Source organism: Serratia sp. CY29653, assembly GCF_052169255.1.
GTDB lineage: Bacteria > Pseudomonadota > Gammaproteobacteria > Enterobacterales > Enterobacteriaceae > Serratia > Serratia sarumanii.
On the sequence record NZ_JBJNLC010000002.1, the window covers coordinates 131,785 to 146,736 of the forward strand.

General features: G+C 58.0%; 12 protein-coding genes and 2 tRNA genes. All 14 read left to right on the plus strand.

Translation table 11 applies throughout. The features are described from left to right. Nucleotides 1-6 precede the first annotated feature (6 nt). The 14 genes from rlmE (at nucleotide 7) to pnp (ending at nucleotide 14,845) form a co-directional block, all read left to right on the plus strand. The gene (gene rlmE, locus ACJ8HN_RS14225; RefSeq protein ID WP_004933533.1) at nucleotides 7-636 is read left to right on the plus strand and encodes a 23S rRNA (uridine(2552)-2'-O)-methyltransferase RlmE; all 630 of its coding nucleotides are present in this window, start codon (nucleotides 7-9) and stop codon (nucleotides 634-636) included. A 56-nt stretch (nucleotides 637-692) separates the two neighbouring features. Next, entirely contained in the window at nucleotides 693-2,624 is a 1,932-nt protein-coding gene (gene ftsH / locus ACJ8HN_RS14230; protein ID WP_442523597.1) for an ATP-dependent zinc metalloprotease FtsH, read from the plus strand. Between the two features lie 91 nt (nucleotides 2,625-2,715). Beyond that, nucleotides 2,716-3,552, plus strand: coding sequence for a dihydropteroate synthase (folP, locus tag ACJ8HN_RS14235; protein WP_033648673.1), 837 nt, complete (start codon nucleotides 2,716-2,718; stop codon nucleotides 3,550-3,552). Between the two features lie 4 nt (nucleotides 3,553-3,556). Next, on the plus strand, nucleotides 3,557-4,894 hold the full coding sequence (gene glmM, locus ACJ8HN_RS14240) for a phosphoglucosamine mutase (RefSeq protein WP_033636821.1): 1,338 nt from the start codon (nucleotides 3,557-3,559) through the stop codon (nucleotides 4,892-4,894). A 220-nt stretch (nucleotides 4,895-5,114) separates the two neighbouring features. Then, nucleotides 5,115-5,450 (plus strand): preprotein translocase subunit SecG, encoded by a 336-nt coding sequence (secG, locus tag ACJ8HN_RS14245; RefSeq protein ID WP_004933519.1) that lies wholly within the window; start codon nucleotides 5,115-5,117, stop codon nucleotides 5,448-5,450. 68 nt (nucleotides 5,451-5,518) lie between these two features. Next, nucleotides 5,519-5,605 (plus strand) — tRNA-Leu (locus ACJ8HN_RS14250). Between the two features lie 60 nt (nucleotides 5,606-5,665). Next, nucleotides 5,666-5,742 (plus strand) — tRNA-Met (locus tag ACJ8HN_RS14255). A 217-nt stretch (nucleotides 5,743-5,959) separates the two neighbouring features. Beyond that, on the plus strand, nucleotides 5,960-6,412 hold the full coding sequence (rimP, locus tag ACJ8HN_RS14260; RefSeq protein ID WP_028127574.1) for a ribosome maturation factor RimP: 453 nt from the start codon (nucleotides 5,960-5,962) through the stop codon (nucleotides 6,410-6,412). Nucleotides 6,413-6,433: 21 nt separating this feature from the next. After that, complete coding sequence (gene nusA / locus ACJ8HN_RS14265; RefSeq protein WP_019453340.1) at nucleotides 6,434-7,942, plus strand: transcription termination factor NusA; 1,509 nt, start codon at nucleotides 6,434-6,436, stop codon at nucleotides 7,940-7,942. A 23-nt stretch (nucleotides 7,943-7,965) separates the two neighbouring features. Further along, complete coding sequence (gene infB, locus ACJ8HN_RS14270) at nucleotides 7,966-10,653, plus strand: translation initiation factor IF-2 (RefSeq protein WP_033636822.1); 2,688 nt, start codon at nucleotides 7,966-7,968, stop codon at nucleotides 10,651-10,653. Nucleotides 10,654-10,722: 69 nt separating this feature from the next. After that, complete coding sequence (rbfA, locus tag ACJ8HN_RS14275; RefSeq protein ID WP_004933508.1) at nucleotides 10,723-11,133, plus strand: 30S ribosome-binding factor RbfA; 411 nt, start codon at nucleotides 10,723-10,725, stop codon at nucleotides 11,131-11,133. Continuing rightward, nucleotides 11,133-12,077 carry a tRNA pseudouridine(55) synthase TruB gene (gene truB, locus ACJ8HN_RS14280; RefSeq protein WP_442523598.1) on the plus strand — a complete coding sequence of 315 codons (945 nt, stop codon included), beginning with the start codon at nucleotides 11,133-11,135 and terminating at the stop codon, nucleotides 12,075-12,077. Before rbfA ends, truB begins: the two co-directional genes overlap by 1 nt. A 124-nt stretch (nucleotides 12,078-12,201) precedes the next feature. Further along, on the plus strand, nucleotides 12,202-12,471 hold the full coding sequence (gene rpsO / locus ACJ8HN_RS14285) for a 30S ribosomal protein S15 (protein WP_004933502.1): 270 nt from the start codon (nucleotides 12,202-12,204) through the stop codon (nucleotides 12,469-12,471). Between the two features lie 256 nt (nucleotides 12,472-12,727). Further along, nucleotides 12,728-14,845 carry a polyribonucleotide nucleotidyltransferase gene (pnp, locus tag ACJ8HN_RS14290; RefSeq protein ID WP_442523599.1) on the plus strand — a complete coding sequence of 706 codons (2,118 nt, stop codon included), beginning with the start codon at nucleotides 12,728-12,730 and terminating at the stop codon, nucleotides 14,843-14,845. The last annotated feature ends 107 nt before the right edge of the window (nucleotides 14,846-14,952 follow it).

Genomic DNA, 14,952 nt, shown 5'->3' on the forward strand with positions numbered 1-14,952 from the left:
AACGAGATGGCTAATAAAAAGCGTTCGGCTAGCTCCAGTCGCTGGTTACAAGAACACTTTAGCGATAAATATGTACAGCAGGCGCAGAAAAAGGGACTGCGTTCCCGCGCCTGGTTTAAACTTGATGAAATACAGCAGAGCGACAAACTGTTCAAACCGGGCATGACCGTGGTGGATCTCGGCGCCGCGCCGGGCGGCTGGTCGCAGTATGTGGTCACCCAAATCGGCGGTACCGGGCGCATCATCGCCTGTGATATTTTGCCAATGGATCCTATCGTTGGCGTCGATTTCCTTCAGGGCGATTTTCGTGATGAACTGGTGCTGAAGGCGCTGTTGGAACGAGTAGGCGAGAGTAAGGTTCAGGTGGTCATGTCCGATATGGCCCCGAATATGAGTGGCACCCCGGCGGTCGATATTCCAAGGTCGATGTATCTGGTGGAGTTGGCGCTGGATATGTGTCGGGATGTCCTCGCACCAGGCGGAAGTTTCCTGGTGAAGGTGTTCCAGGGAGATGGCTTTGACGAGTACCTACGGGAAATTCGCTCCCTGTTTACGAAGGTTAAGATTCGTAAGCCAGACGCTTCCCGCGCCCGTTCGCGCGAAGTGTACATTGTAGCGACAGGGCGCAAACTGTAGTACCCTAACGCTGTTTGTTAACACAGTTGTAAGATGAGGTTAATCCCTTGAGTGACATGGCGAAAAACCTAATTCTCTGGTTAGTCATCGCGGTAGTGTTGATGTCTGTATTCCAGAGCTTTGGGCCCAGCGAGTCGAATGGCCGTAGGGTGGATTACTCTACCTTCATGTCCGAACTGACCCAGGACCAGGTTCGCGAAGCGCGAATCAACGGACGTGAAATTAACGTTACCAAGAAAGACAGTAACAAATACACGACCTACATCCCTGTCAACGATCCTAAGTTGCTGGATACGTTGTTAACGAAGAATGTGAAAGTTGTCGGCGAGCCGCCTGAAGAGCCGAGCCTGCTGGCTTCTATCTTTATCTCCTGGTTCCCGATGCTGTTGCTGATCGGGGTCTGGATCTTCTTTATGCGGCAAATGCAGGGCGGCGGCGGCAAGGGCGCGATGTCCTTCGGCAAGAGCAAGGCCCGCATGCTGACGGAAGACCAGATCAAGACCACTTTCGCCGATGTCGCCGGTTGTGACGAAGCGAAAGAAGAGGTGAGCGAACTGGTGGAATACCTGCGCGAGCCGAGCCGTTTCCAGAAGCTGGGCGGCAAGATCCCGAAAGGCGTGCTGATGGTTGGCCCGCCGGGGACCGGTAAAACGCTGCTGGCGAAAGCGATCGCCGGCGAAGCGAAGGTGCCGTTCTTCACCATTTCCGGTTCCGACTTCGTCGAAATGTTCGTCGGCGTGGGGGCATCCCGCGTGCGCGACATGTTCGAGCAAGCGAAGAAAGCCGCGCCGTGCATCATCTTCATCGATGAAATCGACGCCGTCGGTCGCCAGCGTGGCGCCGGCCTGGGTGGCGGTCACGATGAGCGCGAACAGACCCTGAACCAGATGCTGGTTGAGATGGACGGTTTCGAAGGCAACGAAGGCATCATCGTCATCGCGGCCACCAACCGCCCGGACGTGCTTGACCCTGCGCTGCTGCGCCCGGGCCGCTTCGACCGTCAGGTCGTGGTCGGGCTGCCGGATGTGCGTGGCCGTGAGCAGATCCTGAAGGTGCACATGCGCCGCGTGCCGTTGGCGGCCGACATCGACGCCTCCGTCATTGCGCGCGGTACGCCGGGCTTCTCCGGTGCCGATCTGGCTAACCTGGTCAACGAAGCGGCGCTGTTCGCCGCCCGCGGCAACAAGCGCGTGGTGTCGATGGTGGAGTTCGAGAAAGCCAAAGACAAGATCATGATGGGTGCGGAACGCCGCTCCATGGTGATGACCGAAGCGCAGAAAGAGTCGACCGCGTATCACGAAGCGGGCCATGCCATCATTGGCCGCCTGGTTCCTGAACACGATCCGGTGCATAAGGTGACCATCATTCCTCGCGGCCGTGCGCTCGGCGTGACCTTCTTCCTGCCGGAAGGGGATGCGATCAGCGCCAGCCGTCAGAAGCTGGAGAGCCAAATCTCCACCCTGTACGGCGGCCGTCTGGCGGAAGAGATCATCTACGGGCCGGAGAAAGTCTCTACCGGTGCGTCGAACGACATCAAAGTGGCGACCTCCATCGCCCGCAACATGGTGACCCAGTGGGGCTTCTCCGAGAAGCTGGGGCCGCTGCTGTATGCGGAAGAAGAGGGCGAAGTGTTCCTTGGCCGTTCCGTGGCCAAGGCGAAGCACATGTCGGATGAAACCGCGCGCATCATCGACCAGGAAGTGAAGTCGCTGATCGAGCGTAACTACACGCGTGCTCGCTCGCTGCTGATGGAAAACATGGACATCCTGCACTCGATGAAGGATGCGTTGATGAAGTACGAAACCATCGATGCGCCGCAGATCGACGATCTGATGAACCGCAAAGACGTGCGTCCGCCTGCGGGTTGGGACGATGCGAACAAAGGCAACAGCTCCGACAACGGCGGCACCCCGAAAGCCCCGACGCCGATAGATGAACCTCGCACCCCAACGCCGGGCAACACCATGTCCGAGCAGCTCGACAAGTAACTGCGGCTGTGTAATAACATCAAACCCCGGTACGCCGGGGTTTTTTTTGCCCGGCGGGCAGTGAACCAGGCAACAGTAAGGTGGACCAACCATGCAGTTAACCGTGCGCGACATGACGCTCAATCTCTCCCATCCGCAGGTGATGGGCATCCTCAACGTGACGCCGGATTCATTTTCCGACGGCGGCCGCCACAACACCCTGAACCAGGCATTGCTGCACGCGCATGCGCTGATTTCGGCCGGCGCCACGATGATCGATATCGGCGGCGAGTCGACAAGGCCGGGGGCGGCAGAGGTGAGTGAAGAGGAAGAATTGGAACGGGTCGTGCCGGTGGTGGAAGCGCTGGCGCAGCGTTTTGAAGTCTTTATCTCTGTCGATACCTCGAAAGCGGGCGTGATCCGCGAATCAGCGCACGCCGGCGCACACCTGATCAACGACATTCGCTCACTTCAGGAGCCGGGTGCCCTGGCGGCGGCGGCGGAAAGCGGGCTGCCGGTCTGTCTGATGCATATGCAAGGGCAGCCGCGCACCATGCAGCAGGCGCCGCACTACGACGATCTGATTGCCGACGTTCAGGCGTTTTTCGAGCACCATATCCGGCGCTGTAACGAGGCGGGGATAACAAATCAGAAATTGCTGCTCGACCCAGGCTTCGGTTTCGGTAAAAATTTGGCGCACAACTATCAGCTTCTGGCGCGGTTGTCGGAGTTTCATCGTTTCGGTTTGCCGCTATTGGTCGGCATGTCGCGTAAATCGATGATTGGGCAACTGCTGAACGTGCCGCCGGATCAACGGGTGATCGGCAGCGTGGCCTGCGCGGTGATCGCGGCGATGCAGGGCGCGCAGATTGTCAGAGTGCATGACGTTAAAGAAACCGTCGAGGCGATGCGTGTCGTCGAGGCAACACTTTCAGCTAAGGGACAGTAGAGACATGAGCGAGCGCAAATATTTTGGCACCGACGGCATTCGTGGCAAGGTCGGGGACAGCCCCATCACGCCGGACTTCGTGTTGAAGCTCGGCTGGGCGGCCGGTAAAGTGCTGGCGCGTCACGGTTCCCGCAAGATCATCATCGGTAAGGATACGCGCATCTCCGGCTATATGCTGGAGTCCGCGCTGGAAGCCGGCCTGGCGGCCGCAGGGCTGTCCGCCTCCTTCACCGGGCCGATGCCGACCCCGGCGGTGGCTTATCTGACGCGCACCTTCCGCGCTGAAGCGGGCATCGTCATTTCCGCTTCTCATAACCCGTTCTATGACAACGGCATCAAGTTCTTCTCGATCGACGGCGCCAAGCTGCCGGACAACGTCGAAGAAGCTATCGAAGCCGAGATGGAAAAGCCGCTGACCTGCGTGGAGTCCGCCGAGCTGGGTAAAGCCAGCCGCATCATCGATGCCGCCGGCCGCTATATCGAATTCTGCAAAGGCACCTTCCCGAGCGAGCTGAGCCTGAAGGGGCTGAAAATCGTGGTCGACTGCGCCAACGGGGCGACCTACCACATCGCGCCGAGCGTGCTGCGCGAGCTGGGCGCCACGGTGATCGCCATCGGCGTTGAGCCGGACGGCATGAACATCAACGAGAAGTGCGGCGCTACCGACGTGCGTCAGCTGCAGGAGCGCGTGCTGCAGGAAAAAGCGCACGTGGGCCTGGCGTTCGACGGCGACGGCGACCGCGTGATGATGGTGGATCACCTGGGCAACAAGGTGGACGGCGATCAGATCCTGTACATCATCGCCCGCGAAGGCCTGCGTCAGGGCCAGCTGCGCGGCGGCGCGGTCGGCACCCTGATGAGCAATATGGGGCTGGAGCTGGCGCTGAAACAGCTGGGTATTCCGTTCGCTCGCGCCAAAGTGGGCGACCGCTATGTGTTGGAGAAGCTGCAGGAGCTGGGCTGGCGTATCGGTGCGGAAAACTCCGGCCATGTGATCCTGCTGGACAAAACCACCACCGGTGACGGCATCGTGGCCGGGCTGCAGGTGCTGACTGCCATGGTGCGCAACCACATGAGCCTGCACGACCTGTGCAGCGGCATGAAGCTGCTGCCGCAAATCCTGGTCAACGTGCGCTTCGCCGGCGATCACAATCCGCTGGAGTCCGACGCGGTGCGCAAGGTCACCGAGCAGGTAGAGGCCGAGTTGGCCGGCCGCGGCCGGGTGCTGCTGCGCAAATCGGGCACCGAGCCGCTGATCCGCGTAATGGTGGAAGGCGAGGACGAGCAGCAGGTGACCGCGCTGGCGCATCGCATTGCCGATGCGGTGAAATCCGCCGGTTAAAACAGACAGTTAGCCATCGGGCTCGGCACAGCTGAGCCCGAATAGGCGATTGTTGGCGTTTTTTTCCGCAAACGCGCCGGCGGCTGCAAATTGCCCTTGCGCGGGTTGGCGGCTTTGGTTAGTATTCACACCCGCTTCAGTAGGCAGTTTATAAAAACGCCTGCTTGATGAGTGTGAAGCATTTGGCATGCGGTGAGGCCGCAAGGATACGGGTACTACTATGTACGAAGCTCTTCTGGTAATTTTCCTGCTGATTTCAATCGGGCTGGTTGCTCTGATTATGTTGCAGCAAGGTAAAGGCGCTGATATGGGAGCCTCTTTCGGAGCAGGTGCATCAGGCACATTGTTCGGTTCGAGTGGTTCCGGTAACTTTATGACCCGCATGACTGCTGTGCTGGCGACGCTGTTCTTCGTCATCAGCCTGATTCTGGGCAACCTCAGCAGCAACCAAAGCAAGAAAGGCAGCGAGTGGGAAAACCTGGGTCAGCCAGTGAAAACTGAGCAGACAACCGCGCCGGCAGCACCGGCCAAGCCGAGCAGCGATATCCCGCAGTAAGCCGAAAAAGTTTGTAAACGGTGGTTGTGAACTCGAAAGAACAACGGCCGTTAGCAGTAAGAATCAGTACCGAGGTGGTGGAATTGGTAGACACGCTACCTTGAGGTGGTAGTGCCCTAACGGGCTTGTGGGTTCGAGTCCCATCCTCGGTACCAAATCCCAGAGATAACTTGCAATTTTGCGATTATCGGCGTAGTATTTGCCACGTTTTCGGACGCGGGGTGGAGCAGCCTGGTAGCTCGTCGGGCTCATAACCCGAAGGTCGTCGGTTCAAATCCGGCCCCCGCAACCACTTTCCTTTAAGTGTTTATTTTCAAATACACTTTTCGATTGAAATCCGCTTTTCTCGATCAACATTTGAAAATGACACTTGCTCGAAAGTTGTACCGAGGCCGCCTAGCGGCAAACAGGGTCCAGTTGCATAAAGCCCCGATTTTTCGGGGTTTTTTGTTATTTGGCAACAGAATCACTGGGCTATTTAGCCCTTTTTTTATGTCTTGGGGGTGGGCTTGTCCACATTAGAGCAACAGTTAACAGAGATGCTTTCGGCACCCGTAGAAGCGTTGGGCTTTGAGCTTGTAGGCATCGAATTCATTCGTGCGCGCCAATCGACGCTCCGCATCTATATTGATAGTGATAACGGCATCAATGTTGATGATTGCGCTGATGTCAGCCACCAGGTCAGCGCTGTATTGGACGTCGAAGATCCAATCACGGTCGCTTACAACTTGGAAGTCTCCTCTCCTGGCCTTGATCGCCCGATGTTCACCGCAGAGCACTATACGCGTTTCCTCGGTGAAGAAGTCAGCCTGGTCCTGCGCATGGCGGTACAGAACCGTCGCAAGTGGCAGGGTATTATCAAGTCTGTCGAAGGCGAGATGATCACGGTTACTGTGGAAGGGAAAGATGAAGTGTTCGCGCTGAGCAACATCCAGAAAGCGAACCTGGTACCCCACTTTTAAAGTTTGGAAGAGGCAACTAGGATGAACAAAGAGATTCTGGCTGTTGTTGAAGCAGTTTCCAATGAAAAATCCCTTCCGCGCGAGAAGATTTTCGAAGCGCTGGAAACTGCATTAGCCACCGCAACCAAGAAAAAATACGAGCAGGAAATCGACGTGCGCGTCAGCATTGACCGCAGAACCGGCGATTTCGATACCTTCCGCCGTTGGGTCGCCGTAGACGAAGTGACGCAGCCAACGCGTGAAATCACGCTGGAAGCCGCTCAGTTTGAGGATCCGAGCATCGAGCTCGGCGGCTACGTCGAAGATCAGATCGAATCCGTGACCTTCGACCGCATCACCACCCAAACCGCCAAGCAGGTTATCGTGCAGAAAGTGCGCGAAGCCGAGCGTGCGATGGTGGTTGACGCTTTCCGTGAACACGAAGGTGAGATCGTCACCGGCGTGGTGAAGAAAGTGAACCGTGACAGCATCGCGCTGGATCTGGGCAACAACGCTGAAGCGGTGATTGGCCGTGAAGACATGCTGCCGCGCGAAAACTTCCGTCCGGGCGACCGCATTCGCGGCGTACTGTACGCCGTGCGTCCTGAAGCACGCGGCGCGCAGCTGTTCGTCAGCCGTTCCAGCTCGGAAATGCTGAAAGAACTGTTCCGCATCGAAGTGCCGGAAATCGGCGAAGAAGTGATCGAAATTAAAGCGGCAGCCCGCGATCCAGGCTCCCGTGCGAAAATTGCAGTGAAAACCAACGACAAGCGCATCGACCCGGTCGGCGCCTGCGTAGGCATGCGCGGTGCGCGCGTTCAGGCCGTGTCGAGCGAGCTCGGCGGCGAACGTATCGACATCATCCTGTGGGATGATAACCCAGCGCAATTCGTCATCAACGCCATGGCACCGGCCGACGTCGCGTCGATCGTGGTAGACGAAGATAACTGCACCATGGATATCGCCGTTGAAGCCAGCAACCTGGCGCAGGCGATCGGCCGTAACGGCCAAAACGTGCGTTTGGCTTCCCAACTGCTGAAACAACACCGCGGCGACGATCGTTGGGAACTGAACGTGATGACGGCGGACGACCTGCAGGCCAAGCACCAGGCCGAGGCTCATGCCGCTATTGATACCTTCACCAAGTATCTTGATATCGACGAAGATTTCGCCACCGTACTGGTTGAAGAAGGCTTCTCCACGCTGGAAGAGCTGGCCTACGTGCCGATCAAAGAGCTGTTGGAAATCGACGGTCTGGATGAAGATACGGTTGAAGCATTGCGCGAACGCGCCAAAGCTGCATTGACCACGCTGGCCCTGGCTCAAGAAGAAAGCCTGGGCGACAACAAACCGGCCGACGATTTGCTCAACCTGCCGGGTCTTGAGCGCAGCATGGCCTTTAAACTGGCCGCGCGTGGGGTTTGTACGCTGGAAGATCTTGCCGAGCAGGGTGTTGACGATCTGGCTGATATTGAAGGGCTTAGCGATGAGCAAGCCGGTGAGCTGATCATGGCTGCACGCAATATCTGTTGGTTTGGCGACAACGCGTAATAACTGTAGCAGGAAGGAACAGCATGACGACAGATGTAACCGTAAAATCGCTGGCAGCAGAGATTCAGACTCCGGTTGATCGCCTGGTACAGCAGTTTGCTGATGCAGGGATCAACAAGTCCGAGTCGGACTCTGTTACCCAGCAAGAAAAAGAAACATTGCTGGCGCACCTGAACCGTGAACACGGCAGCGCGCCGGGTAAACTCACTTTGCAGCGCAAAACGCGCAGCACCTTGAATATCCCGAGCACCGGCGGTAAAAGTAAATCGGTGCAAATTGAGGTCCGCAAGAAACGCACTTATGTAAATCGCGATACGCAGGAAGCCCAGTTGGCTGAAGCGGCAGAGCAGGCACAGCGTGAAGCGGAAGAGCAGGCACGGCGCGAAGCGGAAGAGCTCGCAAAACGCGAAGCGGAAGCGAAGCGCGCAGCCGAAGAGCAAGCCAAACGTGAGGCCGCGGAGATTGCTAAGCGTAATTCAGCGGAAAAAGAAAAAGTGACCAATCAACATACCGACGAAATGACCAAGCCAGCTCAGGCGGAAAAAGCACGCCGTGAAGCCGAAGCCGCTGAACTGAAACGCAAAGCGGAAGAGGAAGTGCGCCGCAAGGTTGAAGAGGAAGCCAAGCGCGTGGCGGAAGAAGCCCGTCGCATGGCCGAAGAGAACGGCGAGAAGTGGGCCCAGGCAGACGCGGCAAGCGCCGCGGTTGAAAGCGCCGACTATCACGTGACCACCTCTCAGCACGCCCGCGCCGCGGAAGATGAAAACGACGCCAAAGTTGAAGGCGATCGTCGCAGCCGCACCCGCGGCGGCAAAGCCACCAAGCAGAAGAAAGGCAACAAGCTGTCCGAATCCAAAGCGGATCGTGAAGAGGCGCGTGCCGTTACCCGTGGCGGTAAAGGCAAACGCAAGCCTAGCGCTCTGCAGCAGGGCTTCAACAAGCCGGCGCAGGTGGTTAACCGTGACGTGGTGATTGGCGAAACCATCACCGTGGCCGAGCTGGCCAACAAGATGGCGGTAAAAGGTTCTCAGGTCATCAAAGTGATGATGAAGCTGGGCGCCATGGCCACCATCAACCAGGTTATCGACCAGGAAACCGCACAGCTGGTTGCCGAAGAGATGGGCCACAAAGTTATCCTGCGTCGTGAAAACGAGCTGGAAGAAGCGCTGATGAGCGACCGTGATACGGGCGCTGCGGCCGAGCCGCGCGCGCCGGTCGTGACCATCATGGGCCACGTTGACCACGGTAAAACCTCTCTGCTGGACTACATCCGCTCCACCAAAGTGGCGGCGGGCGAAGCCGGCGGCATTACCCAGCACATCGGTGCCTACCACGTAGAAACCGAGAACGGCATGATCACCTTCCTGGATACCCCGGGCCACGCCGCGTTTACCTCGATGCGTGCTCGCGGTGCTCAGGCAACTGACATCGTGGTGCTGGTAGTGGCGGCCGACGACGGCGTGATGCCACAGACCATCGAAGCTATCCAGCACGCGAAAGCGGCGCAGGTGCCGTTGGTGGTTGCGGTGAACAAAATCGACAAGCCGGAAGCCGATCCGGACCGCGTTAAGCAGGAGCTGTCTCAGTACGGCGTTATGCCGGAAGAGTGGGGCGGCGAAGCGCAGTTCGTCCACGTGTCCGCGAAAGCCGGTACCGGTATCGACGAGCTGCTGCAGGCTATCCTGCTGCAGGCCGAAGTTCTGGAACTGAAAGCAGTTCGCAGCGGCATGGCGAGCGGCGTGGTGATCGAGTCCTTCCTGGATAAAGGCCGTGGCCCTGTGGCTACCGTGCTGGTTCAGGAAGGTACGCTGAACAAGGGCGATATCGTCCTGTGCGGCTTCGAATACGGCCGTGTGCGTGCGATGCGCGACGAATTGGGCCGTGACGTGACCTCCGCCGGTCCGTCTATTCCTGTGGAAATCCTGGGTCTGTCCAGCGTGCCTGCAGCGGGTGACGAAGCGACCGTGGTGCGTGACGAGAAGAAAGCGCGTGAAGTGGCGCTGTACCGTCAGGGCAAGTTCCGCGAAGTCAAACTGGCGCGTCAGCAGAAGTCCAAGCTGGAAAACATGTTCGCCAACATGACCGACGGCGAAGTGTCCGAGCTGAACATCGTACTGAAGTCCGACGTACAGGGTTCTTGCGAAGCGATCAGCGACTCGCTGCTGAAACTCTCCACCGACGAAGTGAAGGTGAAGATTGTCGGCTCCGGCGTAGGTGGCATCACCGAAACCGACGCGACGCTGGCTGCGGCTTCCAACGCCATCATCCTGGGCTTCAACGTGCGTGCCGACGCTTCTGCGCGCCGCGTGATCGAAGCGGAGAGCCTGGATCTGCGTTACTACTCCGTGATCTATAACCTGATCGACGAAGTGAAGCAGGCGATGAGCGGTATGCTGGCGCCGGAATACAAGCAGCAGATCATCGGCCTGGCCGAAGTGCGTGACGTGTTCAAATCGCCTAAGTTCGGCGCTATCGCTGGCTGTATGGTTACCGAAGGGACCATCAAGCGTCACAACCCAATCCGCGTACTGCGCGACAACGTGGTTATCTATGAAGGCGAGCTGGAATCCCTGCGCCGCTTCAAGGATGACGTTAACGAAGTCCGTAACGGCATGGAATGTGGTATCGGCGTTAAGAACTATAACGACGTGCGCGTCGGCGACATGATCGAAGTGTTCGAAATCATTGAGATCCAACGCTCCATCGCTTAACGATTGCACATCTGCTTATATCTGTTTACGGGGGGCCTTGTGCCCCCCGATTTGTCTGGAGAATCCAAAATGGCAAAAGAATTCAGCCGCGGCCAACGCGTGGCGCAAGAGATGCAGAAAGAGATTGCGATCATTCTGCAGCGTGAAGTGAAAGATCCGCGCGTCGGCATGGCGACCGTTTCCGGCGTAGAAGTGTCCCGTGACCTGGCGTATGCCAAGGTTTACGTCACCTTTCTGAACGTACTGACCGAGAACCACGATCCGGATCTGGTCACCAACGGCATTAAAGCGTTGCAGGACGCTTCCGGTTATATCCGCACCCTGCTGGGCAAAGCGATGCGCCTGCGCGTGGTGCCGGAGCTGACCTTCGCTTACGACAACTCCCTGGTGGAAGGCATGCGCATGTCCAACCTGGTGACCAACGTGGTGAAGAACGACGCCGAGCGCCGTTCCGCCTCAGGCGATGACAAGGAGGACTAATGAGTCGCCCTCGTCGCCGCGGCCGTGATATCCACGGCGTGCTGTTGCTGGACAAGCCGCAGGGCTTGTCATCCAACGATGCGCTGCAAAAAGTAAAACGCCTGTACAACGCCAACCGAGCGGGCCACACCGGTGCGCTCGATCCGTTGGCGACCGGCATGCTGCCTATCTGTCTGGGCGAAGCGACCAAGTTTTCGCAATACCTGCTCGATTCCGACAAGCGTTATCGGGTGATCGCCAAGCTGGGGCAGCGTACCGATACCTCCGACGCCGACGGTCAGATCGTGCAGGAGCGCCCGGTGAACTTCACCCAGGCGCAGCTCGACGCGGCGCTGGACACCTTCCGCGGTGATATCCAGCAGGTGCCGTCGATGTATTCGGCGCTGAAATACCAGGGCAAGAAACTCTACGAGTATGCGCGCCAGGGGATTGAAGTGCCGCGCGAAACGCGCAGCATCACGGTGTACGAGCTGCAGTTTATCCGCTGGGAAGGGGATGAGCTGGAGCTGGAGATCCACTGCTCGAAAGGCACCTACATCCGCACCATCACCGACGATCTCGGCGAGCTGCTGGGCTGCGGCGCGCACGTGATCTATCTGCGCCGCCTGCAGGTGGCGACCTATCCGATCGCGCGCATGGTGACGCTGGAACAGCTGAACGCCTTGCTGGCGCAGGCGCAGGAACAGGCGATCGCGCCAGGCGAGCTGCTCGATCCGCTGCTGATGCCGATGGACAGCCCGGTTGAGAACTATCCGGAAGTGAATTTGCTGCCGGTGGTGGCGGGCTACGTCAAGCAGGGACAACCGGTGCAAGTGGCCAGCGCGCCGGCTTCCGGCATGGTGCGTATCACCGAGGGTGAAGAGCGGAAATTCATCGGCGTTGGCGACATCGCCGAGGATGGTCGCGTGGCGCCGCGCCGCCTGGTGGTCGAGCATTTCGACTGACGGCGGGGCACTGCGTCGCCTTGCGATCGCACTGCGCTAAGAGTAGAATGGCGCAGCTTATGCATTGGGTTGCTGAATTAGAGATCGGCGCCTGTTTTTATTATCTATAATCTGGAGTATTACAATGTCTCTAAGTGTTGAAGCTAAAGCTCAAATCGTAGCTGATTTCGGTCGTGGTACTAACGACAGCGGTTCTACCGAAGTTCAGGTTGCCCTGCTGACTGCGCAGATCAACCATCTGCAAGGCCACTTCTCCGAGCACAAAAAAGATCACCACAGCCGTCGTGGTCTGCTGCGTATGGTTTCTCAGCGTCGTAAGCTGCTGGACTACCTGAAGCGTAAAGATGTAGCGCGTTACACCAGCCTGATCGAGCGTCTGGGTCTGCGTCGCTAATCTAGCAAGTTTCAGTGGAAAGGGGCCTATTTTGGCCCCTTTCTTCTAGGAAGCATAAGCAAATCAGGTTAATGTATTACTGATGTTTCCAAACAGGTTCTTCCGTTACAGAGGTTCGCGCGGCTAATGAGAGGCTTTATCTCCCGCCTGAGATAAGGATTGTCATTAGTCGCGAGGATGTAGTGAGAAGGCAAATCGAGTCACAGGCGTGTCGAGTCGTCAATGCGATTGCGCGCCGCTAATCAAGGATATAATTTTGCTGACACCGATCATTCGCAAATTCCAGTATGGCCAGCATACCGTCACCATCGAAACCGGTATGATGGCTCGTCAGGCCACCGCCGCCGTTATGGTGAGCATGGATGACACCGCCGTATTCGTTACCGTCGTTGGCCAGAAAAAAGCCAAGCCGGGCCAGAGCTTCTTCCCGCTGACCGTTAACTACCAAGAGCGTACCTACGCCGCCGGCCGTATCCCGGGCAGCTTCTTCCGTCGCGAAGGCCGTCCGAGCGAAGGCGAGACGCTGACTTCCCGTCTGATTGACCGTCCGATCCGCCCACTGTTCCCGGACAGCTTCCTGAACGAAGTTCAGGTGATCGCGACCGTGGTTTCCGTTAACCCGCAGGTGAACCCGGACATCGTTGCGATGATCGGTGCTTCCGCGGCCCTGAGCCTGTCCGGTATTCCGTTCAACGGCCCAATCGGCGCAGCGCGCGTAGGTTACATCAACGATCAGTACGTGCTGAACCCGACGACTGACGAGCTGAAAGAAAGCCGTCTGGATCTGGTGGTTGCCGGTACTGCAGGCGCGGTGCTGATGGTTGAATCCGAAGCGGACGTGCTGAGCGAAGACCAGATGCTGGGCGCCGTGGTGTTCGGCCACGACCAGCAGCAAGTGGTTATCGAAAACATCAACGCGCTGGTTGCCGAAGCCGGCAAGCCGAAGTGGGATTGGCAGGCGCCTGCGGTCAACGAAGTGCTGCACGCGCGCGTGGCTGAACTGGCCGAAGCTCGCCTGGGCGACGCTTACCACATCACCGAGAAACAAGAGCGCTACGCTCAGGTTGACGCGATCAAAGACAGCGTCGTTGAAACCCTGTTGGCGCAGGACGAAACGCTGGACGCCGGCGAAATCCAGGACATCCTGGGCAACGTCGAGAAAAACGTGGTGCGCAGCCGCGTATTGCGTGGCGAGCCGCGTATCGACGGCCGTGAAAAAGACATGATCCGTGGCCTGGACGTGCGCACCGGCGTACTGCCGCGCACCCACGGTTCCGCGCTGTTCACCCGTGGCGAAACTCAGGCGCTGGTTACCGCGACCTTGGGCACCGCGCGCGACGCGCAGAACCTGGACGAGCTGATGGGCGAAAAGACCGACAGCTTCCTGTTCCACTACAACTTCCCTCCGTACTCCGTGGGCGAAACCGGCATGGTCGGTTCTCCTAAGCGTCGTGAAATCGGTCACGGCCGCCTGGCGAAACGCGGCGTATTGGCTATGATGCCTAAACCGGAAGATTTCCCGTACACCGTTCGCGTGGTGTCTGAAATCACCGAATCCAACGGTTCTTCTTCCATGGCTTCCGTGTGCGGCGCGTCCCTGGCGCTGATGGACGCCGGCGTGCCAATCAAGGCTGCCGTTGCGGGTATCGCGATGGGCCTGGTGAAAGAAGCCGACAACTTTGTGGTTCTGTCCGACATTCTGGGTGACGAAGATCACCTGGGCGACATGGACTTCAAAGTGGCCGGTAGCCGCGACGGTATCACCGCGCTGCAAATGGACATCAAAATCGAAGGCATCACCCGCGAAATCATGCAGGTGGCTCTGAACCAGGCCAAGGGCGCGCGTCTGCACATCCTGGGCGTGATGGAACAGGCTATCAGCTCCCCGCGCGGCGATATCTCCGAATTCGCACCGCGTATTCATACTATCCGCATCAACCCGGATAAGATCAAAGACGTGATCGGTAAGGGCGGTTCCGTTATCCGCGCACTGACCGAAGAGACTGGCACTACCATCGAAATTGAAGATGATGGTACAGTTAAAATCGCTGCGACCGACGGTGAGAAGGCGAAATTCGCTATCCGTCGTATCGAAGAGATCACGGCAGAGATCGAAGTGGGCCGTATCTACCAGGGTAAAGTGACCCGTATCGTTGATTTCGGCGCATTCGTCGCTATCGGCGGTGGTAAAGAAGGTCTGGTGCACATTTCTCAGATCGCCGACAAGCGCGTTGAGAAAGTGACCGACTATCTGCAGATGGGTCAGGAAGTGCCGGTTAAGGTACTGGAAGTTGACCGTCAGGGCCGCGTGCGTCTGAGCATCAAAGAAGCGATGGCGCCGGAAGCAGGTTCACCTGCGCCTGAAGCAGAATAACTGTATAGATAGTTTTACAGCTCCCCGCCACGGGGTTGGGAGCTGTTCGTATCGCGCGGGTAGGATACCCGCGTTTTAGCAAACGGAGGACAGGACGTTCATCCAAT